This window comes from Achromobacter semiaridum, assembly GCF_053543755.1.
Map to the genome: position 1 here is coordinate 1 of NZ_JBLVOL010000125.1, position 21,597 is coordinate 21,597.

General features: G+C 64.3%; 12 protein-coding genes. 2 read left to right on the plus strand and 10 right to left on the minus strand.

The genetic code is table 11. From position 1 onward, the window contains the following. The 8 genes from putA to clpS form a co-directional block, all read right to left on the minus strand. Positions 1-3,263: trifunctional transcriptional regulator/proline dehydrogenase/L-glutamate gamma-semialdehyde dehydrogenase (putA, locus tag ACNPP0_RS26125; RefSeq protein WP_448707430.1), on the minus strand; the 3,263-nt coding region annotated here is incomplete at its 3' end. A 168-nt stretch (positions 3,264-3,431) separates the two neighbouring features. Beyond that, positions 3,432-4,079, minus strand: coding sequence for a PqiC family protein (locus ACNPP0_RS26130; RefSeq protein WP_448707431.1), 648 nt, complete (start codon positions 4,077-4,079; stop codon positions 3,432-3,434). Between the two features lie 5 nt (positions 4,080-4,084). Continuing rightward, a complete protein-coding gene (locus tag ACNPP0_RS26135) occupies positions 4,085-5,749 on the minus strand; it encodes a PqiB family protein (RefSeq protein WP_332608693.1) in 1,665 nt (554 codons plus the stop codon). A 41-nt stretch (positions 5,750-5,790) separates the two neighbouring features. Continuing rightward, positions 5,791-7,134 carry a paraquat-inducible protein A gene (locus ACNPP0_RS26140; RefSeq protein WP_448707432.1) on the minus strand — a complete coding sequence of 448 codons (1,344 nt, stop codon included), beginning with the start codon at positions 7,132-7,134 and terminating at the stop codon, positions 5,791-5,793. After that, a complete protein-coding gene (gene clpA, locus ACNPP0_RS26145; protein ID WP_039884291.1) occupies positions 7,134-9,446 on the minus strand; it encodes an ATP-dependent Clp protease ATP-binding subunit ClpA in 2,313 nt (770 codons plus the stop codon). The genes ACNPP0_RS26140 and clpA overlap by 1 nt, the downstream gene beginning before the upstream one ends. Positions 9,447-9,501: 55 nt before the next feature. Further along, positions 9,502-11,721 carry a penicillin-binding protein 1C gene (gene pbpC, locus ACNPP0_RS26150; RefSeq protein ID WP_448707433.1) on the minus strand — a complete coding sequence of 740 codons (2,220 nt, stop codon included), beginning with the start codon at positions 11,719-11,721 and terminating at the stop codon, positions 9,502-9,504. Next, positions 11,718-16,946 (minus strand): alpha-2-macroglobulin family protein, encoded by a 5,229-nt coding sequence (locus tag ACNPP0_RS26155; RefSeq protein ID WP_448707434.1) that lies wholly within the window; start codon positions 16,944-16,946, stop codon positions 11,718-11,720. The genes pbpC and ACNPP0_RS26155 overlap by 4 nt, the downstream gene beginning before the upstream one ends. Positions 16,947-17,097: 151 nt before the next feature. Further along, positions 17,098-17,412 (minus strand): ATP-dependent Clp protease adapter ClpS, encoded by a 315-nt coding sequence (gene clpS / locus ACNPP0_RS26160; RefSeq protein WP_006220276.1) that lies wholly within the window; start codon positions 17,410-17,412, stop codon positions 17,098-17,100. A 227-nt stretch (positions 17,413-17,639) separates the two neighbouring features. On the opposite strand from clpS, the gene ACNPP0_RS26165 reads away from it, so the two are divergent. Both ACNPP0_RS26165 and ACNPP0_RS26170 read left to right on the plus strand, forming a co-directional pair. Beyond that, the gene (locus tag ACNPP0_RS26165; RefSeq protein WP_006220277.1) at positions 17,640-17,885 is read left to right on the plus strand and encodes a cold-shock protein; all 246 of its coding nucleotides are present in this window, start codon (positions 17,640-17,642) and stop codon (positions 17,883-17,885) included. Positions 17,886-18,088: 203 nt separating this feature from the next. Then, positions 18,089-18,490 (plus strand): DUF192 domain-containing protein, encoded by a 402-nt coding sequence (locus tag ACNPP0_RS26170; protein ID WP_332608966.1) that lies wholly within the window; start codon positions 18,089-18,091, stop codon positions 18,488-18,490. A gap of 138 nt (positions 18,491-18,628) precedes the next feature. Here ACNPP0_RS26170 and pcaF read toward each other — a convergent pair whose 3' ends face one another. Beyond that, a complete protein-coding gene (gene pcaF, locus ACNPP0_RS26175) occupies positions 18,629-19,834 on the minus strand; it encodes a 3-oxoadipyl-CoA thiolase (protein ID WP_332608696.1) in 1,206 nt (401 codons plus the stop codon). Positions 19,835-19,982: 148 nt separating this feature from the next. After that, positions 19,983-21,410, minus strand: a complete 1,428-nt coding sequence (locus ACNPP0_RS26180) for a chloride channel protein (protein WP_332608697.1) — start codon at positions 21,408-21,410, stop codon at positions 19,983-19,985. Between the last annotated feature and the right edge of the window lie 187 nt (positions 21,411-21,597).

Here is a 21,597-nt window from a genome sequence, read left to right on the forward strand (position 1 = left end):
CCGGTACCCGACAGGCACTCGCCGCCAAACGGCTGCACGCCCACGACCGCGCCCACGATGTTGCGGTTGACGTAGACATTGCCGGCGTGCACCTGCCCCGTCACGTGCGCAATGGTTTCGTCGATGCGGGTGTGCACGCCGAACGTCAGGCCGTAGCCGGTGCCGTTGATGGCGTCCAGCAAGGCGTCCAGCTCGTCGCGCTTGTAGCGCACCACGTGCAGCACCGGCCCGAACACTTCACGCGTTAATTCGCTGATGTGGTCGATCTCGATGATGGTGGGCGGAACAAAAGTGCCGTGGCGGCATTCGCCGTTCAGCTCGACCTGGTCCACGCGATGGCCGGCCGTGCGCATCGTTTCGATGTGGCGCTGGATGCCGTTGCGGGCGTCGGTATCAATCACCGGGCCCACATCCACCGACAGGCGGTCAGGGTTGCCCACGGACAGCTCGCGCATCGCGCCGCGCAGCATCGTCAGCACATGGTCGGCGTTGTCTTCCTGCACGCACAGCACGCGCAGCGCCGAACAACGTTGGCCCGCCGAATCGAAGGCCGAGCTCAACACGTCGAACACCACTTGTTCGGACAGCGCGGACGAATCCACCACCATGGCGTTCTGGCCGCCGGTTTCGGCGATCAGCGGAATGGTGTGGCCATCGTCGTCCAGGCGGTCGGCCAGCGTGCGCGCGATGATGCGCGCCACGTCGGTCGACCCGGTGAACATCACGCCGCGCACGGCGGGGCTGGCCACGAGTTGCGCGCCCACCGTTTCGCCACGGCCCGGCAGCAACTGCACGGCGCCGGCGGGCACGCCGGCGGCGCGCAGAATGGCCACGGCCTGCGCCGCGATCAAGGGCGTTTGTTCGGCAGGCTTGGCCACGACAGTGTTGCCGGCGGCCAGCGCGGCCGCGACCTGGCCGGTAAAGATGGCCAGCGGGAAATTCCACGGGCTGATGCACAACACGGTGCCCAGCGGGCGGTGCGTGTCATTGCTGAATTCGCGTTCGGCCTGGTCCGCGTAGTAGCGCAGGAAGTCCACCGCTTCGCGCACTTCGGCGATGGCGTTGGGCAGCGATTTGCCGGCCTCGCGCACGATCAGGCCCAGCAGCATCTGCATCTGCTCTTCCAGCAATTGCGCGGCGCGGCGCAGGCACTGGGCGCGTTCCGCCACGGGTGTGGACTGCCAGATGGGCGCCGTGTTGGCGGCGGCGCGCAACGCGGCGTCGGCCTCGTCCGCTTGCGCCTCGATTACGTGGCCGACGACATCGCGCAGGTTGGACGGGTTGCGCACTTCAATCGCGCGCGCCGCGTCCCAAGCCTGTTCGCCTTCGCCCAACATGGGGCCGGCGCGCCACGGCGTGCCGGCGCTGGCCAGCAGCGCGGCCGACAACGAGCCCAAACGGTGTTCGTTGGTAAGGTCCAGGCCGGCCGAATTGGCGCGTGCCCCTTGTTGCAGATTGCCGTAAAGCTCGCGCGGCAACGGAATCTTCTCGTGCGGAGCACCCAGCGGCACAATGCGCGACGCCGCGTCCACCGGGTCGGCCACCAGCGTTTCCACCGGAATGCTGTCGTCGCCGATCAGGTTGACGAACGAGGTGTTGGCGCCGTTTTCCAGCAGGCGGCGCACCAGGTAAGCCAGCAGCGTTTCGTGTGTGCCGACCGGCGCATAGATGCGGCAAGGACGGTTCAACTTGCCTTGCGCCAGCGGGCCGACCACTTCGTCGTACAGGGGCTCGCCCATGCCGTGCAGGCACTGGAATTCGTATTGGCCGGGGTAGTAGTTCTGGCCGGCCAATTGGTAGATGGCGGCAAGCGTGTACGCGTTGTGCGTGGCAAATTGCGGGTACACCGCTTCGGGCGCGCCCAGCAGCTTGCGCGCGCAGGCCAGATAGGCCACGTCGGTGTACAGCTTGCGGGTGTAGACGGGATAGCCTTCCAGGCCGTCGACCTGGGCGCGCTTGATTTCGCTGTCCCAGTAGGCGCCCTTGACCAGGCGCACCATGACGCGATGGCGGCTGCGGCGGGCCAGGTCGATCACGTAGTCGATCACGAACGGCGCGCGCTTTTGATAAGCCTGGATGACGAAACCGATGCCGTTCCAGCCTTCGAGTTCCGGTGCAAAGCAAAGCGCTTCCAGCAGATCCAGCGAGATTTCCAGGCGGTCGGCTTCTTCGGCGTCGATGTTCAGGCCGATGTCGTAGCTGCGGGCCAGCGCCGTCAGCGCCTTCACGCGCGGCAGCAGTTCGGCGATGACGCGTTCGCGCTGGCTGCGCGAATAGCGCGGATGCAGCGCGGACAGCTTGATCGAGATGCCCGGGCCTTCGTAGATGCCACGGCCGGCGGCGGCCTTGCCGATGGCGTGGATGGCCTGTTCATACGATGCGTAATAGCGCTCGGCGTCTTCGGCCGTGGTGGCCGCTTCGCCCAGCATGTCGTAGGAATAGCGGAAGCCGCGGGCTTCCATCTTGCGGTTGTTGGCCAGGGCTTCAGAGATGGTCTGGCCCGAGACGAATTGTTCGCCCATCATGCGCATGGCCATGTTCACGCCCTTGCGTACCAGGGGCTCGCCGCCCTTGCCGATCAGGCGGGTCAGCGCCTTGGACAGCGACTGTTCGCTGCTGACGGCCACCAACTTGCCGGTAATCATCAAGCCCCAGGTGGCGGCGTTGACGAACAGCGATTGCGAGCCGCCCATGTGCGACTTCCAGTCGCCACGGGCGACCTTGTCACGGATCAGCGCGTCGCGCGTGGCGCGGTCGGGAATGCGCAGCAGCGCTTCGGCCAGGCACATCAGCGCCACGCCTTCCTGGCTGGACAGCGAAAATTCCTGGATCAACCCTTCCACACCGCCGCCACTGCGCTTGCCGCGCAGCTTCTTGACCAGGTCGGACGCCATCGCGTGCACCTTTTCAAGATTGGGCACGCGGGCCTGGCCCAGCAACAGCGGCACGCATTCGGGCTCGGGGCGGCGATACGCAGCGGTAATCGCGGCGCGCAGCACGGACTGCGGTTGCACGTCCTGCCCAAATTCGTAGAACGGCGGGGTGGGCGCGGCGGGCGCATCGCCCGTGTCGTCTTCCGTGCCCGGGTCCACGCCCAGGTGGGACATTTCGGCGGGCAGATGGCCGCGCTCGATCTTGTCCAGATAAGAGAGAATTGCCTGCTTATGCAGCCAGTGGGGCGTGCAGTTGAGCTTGTTCGCGGCTGCCTTCAGGCGGTCGCGCAGTGCGTCATCAACTTTGACGCCGAGGGTCGTGCTGGCCATAAGAGATTGCTTCCTGTCGCATGGCAAAGGTGATACTGAGCTCGAACGAAACCCAGTATGAGTAGGACCGTATGCTAAACAGGTTGCAACCCGGCTTGTATTAAGGTTAACCCTATGTTGATCGCGGGTTAACCGATTGAGTTGACGCGGTTTAACCGGAACGCCTATTCAGTCCTTGAGCGGCGAGCATCCCAGCATTTGCACGGAAGCGGAACCGGATGGGGTCTGGCCGCGAATGGCAGACGCCATCGCCCCGGCCAGCCCGGTCACCGCGCGTTGCTGGGCGGCGATCAAAGCGGGTATGCCCGCCTCTGACACTTTTTCCGTCACCACGCTGCGGCAAAGCAGACCGGCACCCTTGGCATTGACGGGCCGCACGCGCCAGGTAGCGTCAAGCTGCGCCATGCTGCCCGACACCAATTCAAAACGCTGAACGTCGGTCTGGACCCGCCAGACGGGGGCCGTCGGGCCGGGCTTGACCATCTGCACATCCAGCGCGCCCAGCTGGCCCTTCAGCGCATCGGACAAGGCCCCGCGCAGCTCGTCGCCCAGCGGGGAACTCCAGCGCTCGGAATACAGCGCCGACACGCTGCCGTCGCCGGTGCGCACCATCAACTGGGGCTGGTCGGCTTGTGTGGACAGGCTGACCGGTTGCACCTCGATCAAAAAGTCGGCGGAACCGGCGGGCGCGGCCGGGAACGGTGCGGTGGGGCCTTGCAGCGTGTAGTAATGCACGGGCGGCGACGAGCCGCAGCCGGCCAGGGCGGCGCCCAGCACCAGCAAGGACAGGACAGGACGCAGGGAAGATAAAGTCATGTTCTTTAGTTCCTGACAGGGCCGGAGCCGGGAATCGGGTCTTTGCCACGGCCGCGCAGCAAGGCTTCGGGGTTCGATTGCAGGAAATCGGCCAATGCACGCAGTGAGCGCGCGGCGCGGCTCAATTCCTGCATCGCCTTTTCGGTATTGACCGGCAGGGATGCATCCGACGCCAGCATCGAATTGATGCTGGCCATGGATTCGCGAGCCTGCTTGAGCATGCTCTGCGCCTCTGGCGCCACCTGCTTGTCCAGCCGGTTCATCAGCTTGGACGTGCTGGCCAAGGTGGTGCGCAGATCTTCGCCGATCTTGTCGAACGGAATCTTCTCGATCTTGGCAACGATGTTGCTGACCTGCTGCTGCAACTGATCCAGGTTGCCCGGGATGGTGGGAATCACGGCGGGGTCAGACGGGGTGAATTCCACCGGCTTGGCGTTCGGGAAGTTGTCCAGCACCACGTACAGCTGGCCCGTCAGCAGATTCGACGTGCGCAGCTGCGCGCGCAGGCCATACTTGATCATCACGCCCAGCAGGCGGTTGCCGGCCACATCGCCATCCTTGACAGCGCGTTCGCGCACTTCTTCGTACACGCGGCCCAGGCGTTCCGGGTACAGCGTGGCGTCCACGATGGAATAGAAGCGCTTGGTGGCGGGGTCGAAGTCCAGGTTGATCTGCGTAACGTTGCCCAGCGTGATGCCGCTGAAGTCGATGGGCGCGCCGACGGTCAGGCCACGGATGGACTGGTCAAACCGCATGCGGATCGGGAAGGCTTCGCCGTCGGGGTTGGCCTTGGCGGCCGCTTCGGTCGGATACAGGTCGAAATTGGCGTCGGCGGGCGCGGCAGCGCTGCCATCGCGCACGCTTTGCACCGATTCGAATGCCACGCCGCCCACCGCCATCGAGACCAGCGACTGCGTGCGCACCTTCAATCCATCGGCATTGACGCTGAAGTCCACGCCACTGGCGTTCCAGAAGCGCGTGCCGTTGGTGACGAACTTGTCGTTGGGCGCATCGACAAACACTTCGACGTTGACGGCCGTGCCGGTCTTGTCGAGCTCGTAGCCGATGACGCGGCCCACATTGATGCGGCGGAAATACACCGGCGAACCGATGTCCAGGGACCCCAGATCCGACGCCTTGAGCTTGAAGCGCTTGCCGGCGCGGTCATGCGTGACGGCAGGCGGGATTTCCAGCCCTTCGAAGCTGAACTTGGTGGCCTTTTCGTCGCCGTTCTTGCCCTCTACCGCGTCCACGCCGATGTAGGCACCGGACAGCAAGGTGCCCAGGCCCGACACGCCGCTGACGTCCAGACGCGGCCGCACCACCCAGAAGTTGGTGCCTTCGCGCGCCAGGTCCGACACTTCCTTGGCCAGCTCAGCCTTCACCACCACTTTGCTGCGGTCGGAATTGAAGCCGATGGACTTGACCGTGCCGATGTTCACGTCTTTGTAACGCAGCTGCGTCTTGCCCACTTCCAGCCCTTCGGCCGTATTGAAGGCAATCGAGATATCCGGGCCGGCCTGCATCCAGGTGCGTATGACAAGCGACATGCCCATCAGCGCAGCCACGATGGGCACGAGCCAAATCCATGAAATCCGGCGCTTCTGCTTGCGCGAGATGGTCGGCGATTTGAACTTCTCTTCACCGGCACCGGGTGCTTGGTCGGACATCTACTTTCCTTTTTCTTCTTGAGCGGGAACCACGGTTGTTGCTAACCCACTTCCCTGCTTGTCACGGACGGCGCGTGATGCGCCGCCTGGGCCGAATGCGCCCGGCCCTCGATCTCGGGCGCGTCGAAGTCGACATCGACTTCGCCTTCAAGATCCCAGCTGCGGCGCAGATCAAAGCTCATGGCCGCCAGCATGGTCAGAATCACGACGACACCGAACGCCGCCGCCCCCGCACCGGCGCTGATCTCCATCAGCCCCTGAAAATCGGCCAGCGCCGCCAGCAATATAACGACAAAAACGTCCAGCATCGACCATTGGCCTATGAACTCGACCATCTGATACAAGCGGGTACGTGGCCGCAGATTGGTGGTGCTGCGCCATTGCTCGGTCAGCAGCAAGAGGATCAACGCCAACAGCTTGGTCAGCGGCACGGCCACGCTGGCGATGAACACGATCAGGGCAATATCCCACGACCCCATCTGCCAGAGCTCGACGACGCCGCCCAGAATGGTATGGGCGCTGTCACCCAGCACTGAACTGACCTGCATGACAGGCAGGACGTTTGCCGGGATATAGAACACAACCGCGGCAAGCAGCAGCGCCCAGGTGCGCGCCACGTGGTCCGGCTTGCGGTAATGCACGATGGCATCGCAACGCACGCAGTGATGATCTTCTTCGGGGTCGGCATCGCGTGGCAGGGCTTGTACCTGCCCACAGACATGGCATCCGGCCAGGACGGAGTCCGGACCGCTTTCGGGAATGTGCACCGGGGCCACTCCCACCGTTTCGGCGTAACGCCACAGCACGTGCGGCGACAAGCGCCCCAGCATCGTCAGAAAAACGGTCAGCAAGCCGAAGGCACCTAGCCCGATACCGGGTTGCACCGCCGCCATGCCCGCCAGCTTGACCACCGCGACCAGCACGCCCAGCAGAAACACCGGCACCATGCACCACGGCCCGAGAAAGCCCAGCAGACGCATGGCGCCCCGGAACCCGACGGGCTCATGGCCCCGCGACAAGGGGCCCAGCACCCACAGCAATACCGTCAGTTGCAGCAGCGGCAAGGCAAAGCCGGCCAGCCCCGTCATCACGGCGACCACCCAGTGGCCTTGGCGCCACGTAATGGAAATGGCGTCCAGCAGGGACGCCTCTTGCACCATGCCCTGCACGGACATGGAAGCGACCGGGTAGGCGTTAGCCACCCCGAACACAATCAGGGCAGTGATGGCAAGCGCCAGCCAATTGGACAAAGTAAGCCCGCTGTAGCGCCACAACGTGGCCCCGCAGCGGGCGCAATTGGCAGTCTCACCAGGTTCAAGCTGATGTCGGCGATATACGCTTGCGCAATGTTCGCACTCGATCAGCGGCTGGCTGTCCGCGGTCATCAATCGATCAGTTCAACTTCCTGCTTGTCCGGCGCGTCCGAAGACGGCGGTTTCCCGTTGTCGTCGAAGTCCAGCGTGACCTTGCCCGTGTCGTCCAGGTCCACCGTGACCGAACCGCCGTCCACCAACTTGCCGAACAGCAGCTCGTCGGCCAGTGCGCGGCGGATGGTGTCCTGGATAAGACGTTGCATGGGACGCGCGCCCATCAGTGGGTCGAACCCCTCCTTGGCAAGGTGTTCGCGCAGTTTCGTGGTGAACACGGCTTCCACGCGGCGCTCGTGCAACTGATCTTCCAGCTGCATGAGGAACTTGTCCACCACCCGCAGGATGACCTCGCGGTCCAGCGCGGCGAACGGGATGATAGCGTCAAGGCGGTTGCGGAATTCGGGCGTGAACATGCGGCGGATTTCCGCCATTTCGTCGCCCAGCATCCGCGAATTGGCAAACCCGATCGACGGACGGTTCAAGGTTTCGGCGCCCGCGTTCGTCGTCATGATGAGGATGACGTTGCGGAAGTCCGCCTTGCGGCCGTTGTTGTCGGTCAGCGTGCCGTGGTCCATGACCTGCAGCAGGATGTTGAACACATCCGGGTGGGCCTTTTCGATTTCGTCCAGCAACAGTACGCAATGCGGCTGCTTGGTGATGGCTTCAGTCAAGAGGCCGCCCTGGTCGAACCCGACGTATCCCGGCGGCGCGCCGATCAATCGCGACACCGCATGGCGTTCCATGTATTCCGACATATCGAAACGCAGCAGTTCCACGCCCAGCGTGAACGCCAGTTGGCGCGCCACTTCGGTCTTGCCCACGCCCGTGGGACCGGACAACAGGAAAGCGCCGATGGGCTTTTCCGGCTTGCCCAGGCCCGAGCGCGCCATCTTGATGGCGGCGGACAAGGCATCGATGGCGCCGTCCTGGCCGAACACCACGGTTTTCAGATCGCGGTCCAGCGTGGCCAGCTTGCTGCGGTCGTCGTTGGAGACCGACTGCGGCGGAATGCGGGCAATCTTGGACACGATGTTCTCGATATCCACCTTGCCGATGACCTTCTTTTGGCGCGAACGCGGCAGCAGACGCTGGGCGGCGCCGGCTTCGTCGATAACGTCAATCGCCTTGTCGGGCAGATGGCGGTCATTGATGAAGCGGGCAGACAATTCAGCGGCCGCCGACAGCGCGGCAGCGGAATAGCGCACGCTGTGGTGTTCTTCAAAACGGCTCTTCAAGCCGCGCAGGATCTGCACGGTTTGCTCGACGCTGGGTTCGGGCACGTCAATCTTCTGGAAGCGACGCGACAGCGCGTGGTCTTTTTCAAAGACGCCGCGATATTCGGTATACGTGGTGGCGCCGATGCACTTGAGCTGGCCCGAAGACAGGGCCGGCTTGAGCAGATTGGACGCGTCCAGCGTGCCGCCCGAGGCCGAACCGGCGCCGATCAGCGTATGAATTTCATCGATGAACAGGATCGCATCGGGGTTGCCGCGAATCTGCTTGAGCACGCCCTTCAGGCGCTGTTCGAAATCACCGCGGTACTTGGTACCCGCCAGCAGCGCGCCCATATCCAGGGAAAAGACCTGGGCGGCTTGCAAGATTTCGGGGACTTCGCCGCGCGTGATACGCCAGGCCAGGCCTTCGGCGATGGCGGTCTTGCCCACGCCGGCCTCGCCGACCAGCAGCGGATTGTTTTTGCGGCGTCGGCACAACACCTGAATGACGCGCTCGACTTCGTGCTCGCGTCCGATCAGGGGATCGATGCGGCCCGCCAGCGCGGCGGCGTTCAGGTCCGTGGCGTATTGATCAAGCGGCGACTGACGCGATTCGCCCTGCTCTTCACCGTTGGTCTGCTGCTCTTTCTGCACGGCGGCGGACTCCACCTGGGGCTGTTTGGTAATGCCATGCGACAGGAAATTGACGACGTCCAGCCGCGTGACGCCCTGCTGTTGCAGGTAGTACACGGCATGCGAGTCCTTTTCCCCAAAAATGGCCACCAGCACGTTTGCGCCCGTCACCGGTTTCTTGCCGGTGCCGCCTGCGGAAACATGCATGATTGCGCGTTGGATCACGCGCTGAAAGCCCAGCGTCGGCTGCGTGTCGACCTCGGCGCCGCTTGGAATCACCGGAGTGTTTTCCGAAACGAACTGACGGAGGTTGCGGCGCAAGTCGTCGAGGTTGGCCGCGCAAGCGCGCAGAACCTCGACTGCCGAAGCGTTGTCGAGCAGCGACAGCAGCAGGTGCTCGACGGTAATAAATTCGTGCCGGGCCGAACGGGCCTCGACGAAAGCCATATGCAGGCTGACTTCAAGCTCTTGAGAAATCACGCTTCCTCCGTATTGCATCGAAGCGGTCAAATACACGATTCATATTCTATGCCGATCATGGCGTAACGCCAGCGATTTCAAAAACCACTCTATCGTGGCGGCCTAGCGTGTCCATGACGGTTAGCGTATACCGGCCGTCTTGCGCCAGCACTAATTTAAACGGATGACTCGACGCGCCGTGATTCACCACGCGCCCATCAAGCATCCACCATACTTCTCCTTCGGCGCCTTGAACATCCACATCCAGCGCCACCTGCCGGCTGCCCGGCACGGGCCGAAGGACCGAACCGCTGGCCACGCCACCCACGCGCAACGGCCCTTGGGTAGCGTCGGCGTAACCGGCAAATGACGGCGGCGCCGTGTCGTTCAACAGCCACGCGGCGCGCTGTTCGGGACATTGCCCCGAGGGCACGCTGCCCAACCGATAACCCAGTGGCCAACATGTGACCGCCGCCTGCACCGTTTCGGGCCGGCTACGGACCTGCTGCGTGCCTTCCGGCAACGCGGCCACAATATCTTGCAGTAACGGCGCCGCCACATTCGCCCCAAAGAAACCGGGGTTTGGCGTGCCATCCGGACGACCGACCCAGACGCCTAACGTCCATCTGTCGGTCACCCCAATTGCCCAGGCGTCCCGGAAACCAAAGCTGGTTCCGGTCTTCCAGGCCAGCCGCCGGGTCGGACTGCCCGACTGGTAGAAAGGCCGGTCGGGATGCCCGCCGCCTTCGAGGATATCGCGAACAATCCAGGCGGCTCCAGGGCTCATCATACGGGACTCGATTCGAGGCTGCTCTGTCCGAAGACGGGGCCGCCCCGAGACGCCATCGCGGGCCAAAGCCCGGTAAGCGCCGACCAGTTCTTCCAATGTGGTGCCACCCCCGCCCAAAATCAAGCTTAAATTTGGGGCGGCCCCCGCCGGCATTCGTAACCGTACGCCGCCGGTCAGCATAACCGACGCGAAACTGGCGGGGCCGACACGGTCCAGCAAGTCCACGGCGGGCACATTCAACGACCGCTGCAACGCCTGCGCCACACTGACCGGGCCCGAAAAAGCGGCCTGGAAATTGCCGGGTGCGTAGCCCCCGAATGACATCGGCGCATCGATCAGCAGGCTTTCCGAATGGATCAGCCCTTCATCGAGCGCCTGCGCATACAGGAACGGTTTAAGAGTAGAACCCGGCGACCGCACGCCACGCACCATATCCACGTGGGCATAACGGGTATCGTCGGAAAAATCGGCGGACCCCGCGTAAGCCTTGACCTCCAACGTATCGTTATCCATCACCAGCACCGCCATGGAAACCTTGGGCGGCAAGCTATCGACCCGATCCAGCAACATTCGTTCCACCGATGCCTGCATGTCGGCATCCAGCGTCGACGACACCAGCGGCGGGCGTTGGCCCGGCCGCCTTGCGGTGGTCTTGGTACCGGCTTCCTGCAACAGGCGCTGCGCGGCCAAGGGCGCCAGCCAGCGTGCGCGCAGCGGCGGCGCGACGACGTTTTCGATCTTGGCATCCGCCACTTCCGCCGGCGTCCAGCGGCCCAGTTCGGCCATGCGGTCCAGCACCTTGTCGCGCGCGGCCTGCGCGGCCTCGGGGTGGCGGTCGGGCCGCAGCCGGGAAGGCGCTTGCGGCAAGGCGGTCAGCATCGCGGCCTCGGCAGGCCCCAGGTCGCGGGCGGCCTTGCCCAGCCACAACCGCGAGCCCATTTCCACGCCTTCCACGATGCCGCCCATGGGCGCGTGGGTCAGGTACAAGGACAGAATTTCATCCTTGCTGTAGTGCATTTCCAGTTGCACCGCGCGCCACGCCTGTCGCAATTTGGCCGACATGGAACGCGACGGCTTGCCCGCCAATTGAGGGTCGATCAAGCGGGCGACCTGCATCGTCAGGGTTGATCCACCCGAAACGATGCGGCGGTTCGTGGCCCACTGCCAGCCGGCCCGCGCGAACGCCACCGGGTTGACGCCGGGATGCCAGTAGAACCAGCGGTCCTCGTACGTAAGCAGCGTTTCCAGGTAGCGCGGGGACACCTGGTCCGGCGTGACCGGATAGCGCCAGATGCCATCGCGGCTGGGGTAGTTGCGCAGCGGCGTGCCATCGGCGGCCACGACCACGGCGGCGCCGCCGGAATCGACAGGCGGCAGCGGGTAAAGGCGGTCAAGCACGAATAACAACGCGGCCAGCGTAAACAACACGCTGGCCGCGATGATGCCGCGCCGCCGCCAGCGGCGAGCGCGCAAGGCGCCCGCCGTGGGGGTGGCGGCGGCGGTCAAGGACGCTTGGCGCCGCGATCGCGGATTTCGACCGTGCTCCATTGCTCACCCACGCCGCGGATTTCCGGGCGATACATATCTTCCGCCACGGTCGAGGGCACCGCATAGCGGCCCGGCGTCACGACGCGCACCAGGTAGAACACGTCGACCTTTCCACGCCCCAGGGACACGGCGGCCACGTATCGGTCATCGCGGAACTCACGATGCTTGATGTTGGAATCGGCCATGGCTTCGGCCACGCGGCGCCCGCCTATCGTCCATTCCTGCATCTCGGGGCTTTGCGACAGGTTCAGGTTTTCGACTTCAAAACCCGCCGGCACACGGTCCTCGATCAGCGCATCCGGAATGTTCTGGTTGGCGCTGGCCTGCACCCACACCACCAGCATGTCGCCGCTTTGCAGCGTGCCGCCATCCCAAGGCTTGCCGTCCGGGCGATACCAGCCACGCTTGAGCTGGATCACGTCGTTGCGCGGCTTGGGCGCAACCGTCGGGCTGCCCTGGATGTCGTATTCCAGGAACAGCGACTGCGCACCCGTGTTGAGGATTTGCGTGTTGGCCAGATCGGCCGCCGTCAGGCCGACCGTCTGGTCGGTCTTGCCGCCGTCCAGCGGCTTGCGCACGCCATTGACGGTCAACGCGGCTTCCCACGGCGTGCCCTTGTCGCCACCGATGGCGCGTGCCGCCATCAACAGCGCCATGCGTTCCTGCGTGGACAGGTACGAACGGTTGCCCAGGCGCGAAGTCAGTTGCGTCAGCAGGTTTTCCAGGCGCTCGTGCTTCAGGCCGTACTGGTTGGCCAGCGCGTACGACATGGCGTAATCGCGCACGCTGCTGCCGTAGTCGCCCAGCCATTCGTCGTAGTAGCCGTTGTAATTGCGTCGCGGGAAACCGTATTCGCGCGTCATGGCGGCGTCCAGCGCGGACTTCATGCGCCCTTCGTCGCCCATCAGCTTGAACGCGGCCGCCAACTGAATCAGGGGCAACGGCGAACGCGCGCGCTCTTGGTAGTTGTCGAACAGTTGGCGCACCGTGGACAGCGGCGCCTTCTTGTCGCGAGCCAACGCCAGCACGGCGGTCGACAAGCCGGCAAAACGGCGGTGGTCTTCGCGCAGGATGTTGGCATCGCTGCCGTCGATGCGGCCGGCTTCAACGTTGCGGCGCAGGTTCACCGACCATGTGCCGAAGGTGTTCGACGTCTGCTGCACTTGCTCCAGCAGCCATTGGCGCGAACGGTCCAGCGTGGCTTCGGGCACTTCAAAGCCCTGGTCGCGCGCGTCTTGCAGGAAGCCGACGGCATAGGCCGTCAGCCACACATCGCGCGAGCTGGAACCGCTCCAGAGGTTGTACGAACCCACCGCGTTGCGCATGCCGGACAGGCGGCCGATGGCGCCTGACACCTGCGCGGCGCGTTCCACCTGCGAATGCGGCTTCAGGCCGAACTGCTTGGCGACGGCGTCATCGATCAACACCCATGGCAAGGCACGGCTGATGGTCTGTTCGGCGCAGCCATACGGATACGCCAGCAAACCTTCGACCAGCTTGTTCACGTTGAACGGCGGGCGATTCGACACGGTCAGGCTGACCAGCGCGGAATCCGGATAGTAGGACGACACCCACGAGGCCTGCGCCACATTGGTTTCACCCGGATTCAGGCGCAGGCGACGCACCTGGCGTTCGCCCGCGTAGGCCGGCTGCACCTGCAACACCGATTCGCGCACGAGGTGCACGGGCTTGGCGCCGCCCTGCCCGTCGATCGTCAGGCGCATCAGGCCCAGGCCATACGAACCGGTCGTGGTGGCGTTAAAGCGCAAGGTGGTGCGCTGCTTGTCTTTCAGCGTCACCGTGCGTACGCCATCGGTAATGGCCAGCGGGTCCAGCGCTTCCAGCTTGATGCTGATCTTTTGCTCGGCGCCGCTCAGGTTGGTCAAGTCCAGCGCGATGGCGGCCTGGTCGCCCGGCGTGATGAAGCGCGGCGTGTTCAGTTCAGCGACGATCGGCGCGGCCACCACCATTTCGGTGTCGGTGCTGCCGTAGTTGTCGGCCGTGAAGGCCACCGCCATCAGGCGCAAGGTGCCGTTGAAGTCGGGCAGGTCCAGCGGGATGTCCGCTTCGCCTTGCGCGTTCAGCGTGACCGGACCCGAGAACAGGTCTACCAGCTTGACCTTCTTGGGCAGGCTCTTGCTGTCGCCGCGCATGGCGGCGTCACCGCCCCACTTCAGCTTGCCCTTGGTGCCGTCCATTTTTTCGATCAGCTTGCCGTACATGTCCAGCAGTTCGGGCGCGTAGCGGTGCTTGCCGAAGAAATAATCCAGCGGGTCGGGCGTGGCGTACTGGTTGATGTTCAAGATGCCCACGTCCACCGCGGACAGCGTGACCGTGGCTTGCTTGCCCTGTGCCCCGTCAACCTTGACGCGCACCGTCGTCTTGGTCTCGGGCACGGCCTTGGGCGCGGCCGTCAGCTTCACATCCAGCTTGCGGTCGGTGCTGGCAATCGGCAGGAACGCCAGGCCCAGCGCGCGGGCCGGGGTCACGCGGTCGCCTTCGCTACCCGGGCGGAACACGGCGGCGGCCACGTACAGATCGTGGCGCTTCCAGTCCTTGCTGACCGGGATTTCGACCACGGTGCCCGTGGCTTTCACGGCCACCCAGGTGGACCACAGCATGCGGTCGCCTTCGACGGTGACCAACGCCTGACCGTCGTGCGGCGGCGTCAAGGTGACCTTGACGGTGTCGCCCGGCTTGGCCGGCACGCCTTCCAGCTTCATCTGCACGCGATCGGGGCGGTTGCCCATCGCGTCGGCGTCCTGCGCGTTCCAGCCCGCATAGAAGCGGTAGCGCATCGTCTCACCCGTTTCCGGGTCGGCAATTTCAAGGCGGTAACGGCCCCACTTGACCGGCACGGTCAGCTGGGCGCGATCGTTCAACGCCACTTCGCGCGAATCGATCAATTCTTCGGTTTCGGTATAGCCGCTGTTCCAGCCGCGCTGATCGTCAAAGCGCCAATAGTATTGGCGTTCTTCGCGGAACAAACGCATCTGGGCCTGGGCCAGGGGCTGGATCTCGCCCTGGGCGTTGACGCGGATCACTTCGAATCCGGCGGGTGCGCTCTCGCGCGCCACGTCGCTATCGAACTGGGGACGCACGGCGATCAGTTTGTCGGCGGGCCAGACGCTGCGTTCAATGGAACGCACGACCGGGCGGCCGCCCGATTCCAGCAGGCTGGCCGACACGCGCACCTTCATGGGGGAATGCGTGCCTGCCGCGTTGGGGTTGACGCTGATCTGTGCTGCGCCCTTCTCGTCCAGCGCCTCTTCGGGCAGTTCGCCAAACGTACGGCGCGTGTCATCGGCGACGTCGCCGAAGATGAATCCGGGCCATTTCTGGGCCTGCGCGAAACGGTCGCGCTTGACCTGGAAGGTGGACAGCAGGCGGTTGCCGGCGGCGGGCGCGCCGTAAAGGTAGTCGCCCTGCACGTCAACAATCAGTTCCTCGTCCGGCGACAGCACCTCTTGATCAGAGGTCAGCGCCATCTTCATGCGCTCGGGCAGGAATTCCTCGACCTGGAACTTCCACGACGCATCCGGTGCGCGCGAGGCCGGGTCTACGCGCAGTTCCAGCAGCCACGAGCCGGTCTGCGCGTCCAGAGGCAATTCGATTGCGCGCTCGACATAGCCGACCAGATCCTTCTTGGGCTGCCACAGCGTGTTTTGCACGACGCGGCCATCGGGACGCTTGATCGTCGCCGTCAACGGTGCGGGCGTCAGCATGCGGCCGTCCAGATCGCGCGGCAGCACCGACACGTTGAACGTTTCGCCGGGGCGATACAGGTTGCGGCCGGCGTAAACGAACAGGTTGTTCGGGCGCGATACATGGCCGCCCGTATCGAACTCCGACAGGTCCAGCGCCGGCTCGGCCAACGCCAATACCGTCATTTCCTTGTCGCGCGATGCACGGATGACGCGCGCGTTGGTGAAGCTGCCGTCAAATCGCACATGGCCTTGCCCATCGGCGGCAGCCTTGGCCAGCGTCTTGCCGGCGCCGTCAACCAATTCAAAGACCGCGCCGGAGATGGCCTGGCCAGACTTCAGCGATACGGAATAGGCTTCCACGCGGTCGCTGTAGCGGCGCGCGTGCAGGCCGATATCGCTGACGTAGAAGTACGTGACCTGGTATTCGTAGCGGAAACGGCCGGGCTGGCTCATCACCGCGATATAGATGCCGGGCTCTTGCAGTTCCTTTACGCCTTCCACGGGCAGGAAGGTCACGTGGCGGCGGTTCGGCTTGTCGTCGGTGATGAAGCGGCCTTGATAGACGCTGGTGGTCAGCGAATTCAGGCGGTCCAGATCCCAGTTGCTGACCGAACCCTTCAGGCCGCGGTTGTCGGAATAGCGCCAACTGTCTTCTTCGTTGTAGCCGCCCTCTTCTTCGTCATCCGATGCCTGGGCGGTATTGCGGCCAATGCCCAGCACCGTTTCAAACAGTTCCGGCACGCGGTCGGGCGCGACGCGCAGGAACTGCACGTCCACTTCGGGCACGTTCACGGTGGCCACGGGCAAACCGCCGTTCTGGCCGGCCGGCAACACCACGCCACGGCTGGCGAAATAGAACGACGGCGGCATTGCCTGCGTGTTCACTTCGCAGTTGGACGACTGCGTCAGCACAACCTTGTCACCCACGCCCGGCAAACCGGAGCGCACGGTAATGGCGTACTTGCGTTGCGGCTGGATGTACGGGAAATACACCATGCGCGGGTTGTCACCCACGATCCAGCTGCCTTTCACGATCTTGCCTTGCGGGGCGGAGTCGCCCGGCTTCACCGAGGCGGGCTGGTCGCCGGCATTGGAGGCCGTTTCGCTGTCCTGGTCGGCTTTGCCCGACGACGCGCCCAGATCGGTGACCTGAAGGAAGTCATCCAGCTTGGCCTTGGCATCCACCGGTTGGGTGAAGGTGACAGACAGGGACAGCGCGTCGTTATATTGGCGCGGTTGGCAGGTCAGCGCCGCGAACGGGTCGGGCGAGCCGACCGTGGCGCTGGCGCCCAGGGCGGGTTTTACTTCGCCCGGCGGGGCCGCCGCAGGGGTTTGAGCCGGGGCGGACGCCGCCGGGGCCGCCACCGGAGCCGGCGCCTGCTTGTCCTTGCCCATCCACCAGCCCACGCCTATGGCGCCGGCCAACACTACAACGCCGGCAACCGCCAGCCAGGTCTTACTAACCTTTCCACTCACGGCAAACCCCTCCGCCTACTCGAATACAACGCTCCTTAGCGGCGGAGCTGCCGACCATCCGGATCCGCGTGCTTCCCCAAACGCGGACATTGCCGTGCCGTTGGCGCACAGCAGAACGCCGCCTTCGAGGGCGGCGTCTTCATTCTTGGTATTAAACGGGTTCCATCACGCATTGCAGCGGGTGCTGGCGCGCCCGCGCGTACTGTCCTACCTGGGCGATGCGGGTGGCGGCGAGATCACGGGGATACACCCCGCAAACTCCGCGCCCTTCGTGATGCACTTGCAACATGATCCGCGTGGCCTCTTCATGATTTTTATTGAAGAATTTTTGCAGGACTTTCACGACGAATTCCATCGGCGTGTAGTCATCGTTCAACAGCAGAACCTGATACATCGGAGGCGGCGCGGCGCGTGCCGGTGCCTTCTCGACGGCCAAATCATGCTGGGTATCCAAGGTAGAACTCATAGGGCGGCTATTCTATTTAAACTGGGGACGCCTAACGTGCAACTTACTTAAAATTACACGCGGAAATACGTAGTTTCCATACTTGACGACACGAAGAAAAGCGGCGCATTATCAGCGCATTCTGGGGTTTTCAACTCATCGAAAATCTGCCAGGAAGCCGGAGGGGGGGACAGAGGTCTAGACCGCGATGCCCTTCTGTCAACATACGATTCAATGAGGCAGTCCGCATGTCTGATACGACCGCAACCGCCGTCCAAGGGGACAATCCCAAATCGACGGGTACCGTCAAGTGGTTCAACGATGCAAAGGGGTTTGGCTTCATTACGCCCGACGACGGCGGTGAAGATCTGTTCGCCCACTTCTCGTCCATACAGATGAATGGTTTTAAAACCCTGAAGGAAGGCCAGAAAGTGGCTTTCGAAATCATCCAGGGGCCTAAGGGCAAGCAGGCGCTTAATATCACGGCCGCCTAAATTACCCTATAAAGTGCAGCGGTAAGGTTGCACCATTATCCAGGCGGGGCTTTCGGGCCCCGCCTTGTTATTTTCTTTTTACTGCGCCAGTCATGCTGAAGAATGCGAAGTTATTACCTGTCACTCCTACGTTGTTCACGACGGCGTTCTTGAAACCCGCATTCCTTAAAGCCGTATCGGCGGCATTGGCCAGCGCGGCATTGATGCTGGGCGCGGGCGCCCAGGCACAAACCGGTCCGCAACCGTCCTTGCCCACCACGCAACTATCGGCAGGCATCCATATTATCCGCGCCGAAGTTGCCAACACCGACGCCACGCGCCAAGCCGGCCTGATGTTCCGCAAAGAACTGCCCGGCAACGACGGCATGCTGTTTGTCTTCGAGCAGCCCGACGTGCAGTGCTTCTGGATGCGCAACACGCTTTTGCCGCTCTCGATAGCCTTTATCGCCGACGACGGCACGATCGTCAATATCGACGACATGGCCCCGCAGACCGAAGATCCGCATTGCGCGCGCAAGCCCGTGCGCTACGCCCTGGAAATGGCCCAAGGCTGGTTCGACCAACATGGCATCAAGGCAGGCCGGAAAATCGACGGGCTGCCCTGACCCGGGGGCCACAGGGCGTCAGCGCGCCGGTCAGATGCGAGAAGGGAGCCCCAGAGGCTCCCTTTTTTGATTCCGCCGCGAAACACGCGGCGGAAAAAACAACACTTCAGGCTTCAGGCGTCGAGCTCAGAGTTCGGCTCAGACGCGTTCGATGATGAGCGCGATGCCCTGGCCCACGCCGATGCACATCGTGCACAGCGCATAGCGGCCGCCGGTGCGGTGCAGCTGGTTGATCGCGGTGGTAGCCAGGCGGGCGCCCGACGCACCCAGCGGGTGACCCAGGGCGATGGCGCCGCCGTTGGGGTTCACGCGCGGGTCGTTGTCGGCGATGCCCAATTGACGCAGCACGGCCAGGCCCTGCGCGGCAAAGGCTTCGTTCAGTTCGATGACGTCCATCTGATCCAGCGTCAGGCCGGTCTGGGCCAGCACCTTCAGCGTGGCCGGAGCGGGGCCGATACCCATGATGCGCGGCGCAACGCCGGCCGTAGCCATGCCGACCACACGAGCGCGCGGCGTCAAGCCGTGGCGGGCGGCGGCCTTTTCGTCAGCCAACAACAGCGCGGCGGCGCCGTCGTTCACGCCCGACGCGTTGCCGGCCGTGACGCTGCCGCCTTCGCGGACCACGCCCTTGAGCTTGGCCAACGATTCCAGGCTGGTTTCACGCGGATGCTCGTCCTTGGAGACGACGATGGCATCGCCCTTTTTCTGAGCAATCGACACCGGCACGATTTCGGCATCGAAGACGCCTTCTTTCTGCGCGCGAGCCGTCTTTTGCTGGCTGGCCAGCGCGAACAGGTCTTGGTCTTCGCGGCTGATGTTGAAGTCATCAGCGACGTTCTCGGCCGTTTCGGGCATCGAATCGACGCCGTATTGGGCCTTCATCAGCTTGTTGACGAAGCGCCAGCCGATGGTGGTGTCGAAAATGGCGGCATTGCGCGAGAACGCGCTGTCGGCCTTGCCCATGACAAAGGGCGCGCGGCTCATGCTTTCAACGCCGCCGGCCAGCATCAGCCCGGCTTCGCCGGCGCGGATGGCGCGGGCGGCGGTGCCGATGGCGTCCAGGCCCGAACCGCACAGACGGTTGACCGTGGCACCAGGGACTTCGATGGGCAGGCCGGCCAGCAGCGTGGCCATGCGTGCCACGTTGCGGTTGTCTTCACCCGCCTGGTTGGCGCAGCCCATGATGGCGTCGTCCAGTTCTTCCCAGCGCACGCCGGGGTTGCGCGCTACCAGCGCCTTGATGGCGACGGCGGCGAGGTCATCAGGACGCACGCTGGCCAGCGCACCGCCGTAGCGGCCGAAGGGAGTACGGATCGCATCACAAATAAAGGCATTCACGGTCATGGGAAGCTCGGAGTGAAGTGAAAAATTCGGGATCGGACGATCTTAGCGCACCGCTTTTCGCGCCAACTTGGTGCACGCCCGCGATGTCCGTCACATGGACAGTGTCCGGTAGGTGTTCACCCTGATCATCAAAGCGGGCCGCACGGCTTCAGGGTGACGCAGGCTTGGACGGCACCGTTGCCGCGCCCGCCTCGGATTGCGCGGCGCGGCCCGCCTCGACAATGGCTTGCCGGCGAAAGCGCCCCGCCGCAAGGTGATAGAACGGCTGCGGGCAGAACTGCCGCGACACGCCCGAGGCCAGCAGCGACCCCACCAGCAGCCAGAACAACATCGGCTGGCTGCCCGTCATTTCCATGACGACCACGCTGGCGGTCAACGGCGCCTGCGTGGCGGCGGCCAGAAAGGCGGCCATCGACACCAGCACCAGCACGCGCTGGTCCACGCCCTCGCCCGCCAGTTCCCAGATGTGTTGGCCGATGCCTGCGCCCGTGGTCAGCGCGGGGGTGAAGATACCGCCCGGGATGCCGGCCCAATACGAAGCGACGGTAGCGGCCAGCTTGGCCAGCCCGAAGCCGACCGGCGCGGTGTCGTGGCCCGACAACAGATCGGCGGCCACGCCATAGCCCGTGCCGTACACGCTGCCCGCCGTGCACAAGCCGATCACGGCCAGCACCAGCCCCATGATGAAAGCCGTCCAGATGGGATGCGCGCGGATCCAGGCGCGCCACGCCGCGGGCGCCGCGCCTGCCGCGCCCTTGCCCAGCAGCCGCGCAAAAATACCGCCCAACGCGCCGTTGATTGCGCCGCAGATAATGATCCACATCACCATGCCGTGGGCCAGCGGCGCACCGCCGAACACGCCGAAATACGGGTTGTTGCCTTGCACCGCGACCACGAGAAAGCCCGCTGCCAGCACGCCGATCAGCACCAGCCGTTGCCAGCGCAGCACCGTGCCCCGGCCCAGTTCTTCGATGGCGAAAATCACGCCGGCAAGCGGCGCGTTAAAGGCGGCGGCAAGGCCGCCGGCCGCACCGGCCGCGATCAGTTCATTGGCGTGAAAGCCCCGCAGTTGCACGCCGCGCCGCTTCCAGAAATCTCCCCACGCCAGCATGAGCGCTGCACCCACCTGCACCGACGGGCCTTCGCGCCCGATCGACGCGCCGGCCAGCATGCCGAAGAACGCCAGGGGAATTTTCCAAAGAGTTTGCGCCAGGGACACCAGGCTGGATTGGCTGGGGCCGGGCGGCAATGACAGCGCGCCGATGACCTGGGGAATGCCGCTGCCCGCGGCGTTGGGCGCGAAGCGCATTGTCAGCCAGCGCAGGCCGGCCAGGCTGAACGGCAGCACCAGCAAGGCGAGCCAACCGTTGTGGCCGACCCATTCGCGGTTCCAGTCCAGCGCCTTGTCGGCCAGATACGCAAAACCCAGCGACATCAGCGCAACCAGGCCCGCACCGCCCAGCAGCAGCGCCATTTGCAGGCTCTTGCGTGACAGGCGGTTGATCTGACGCACTTTGCGGCGCATCAGGCGACGTGTGGCGGCGGAGGTCCGGCGGAAAGGTTCAGTCAGGCTCATGGGCTGCTGGCATGCGGCGGAAAGTCGCTAACCTTAACATTCCCACCTGACTCACAGCCCACAAATTCACAGACCACGACTTCGCAGCCCACAACTTTGCGGGCCACAACTTTGCGGGCCACAACTTTGCGGGCCACAACTTCGCGGGCCACGAACCTCCCGTCCACAGACTTACCGCCCGGGGGGG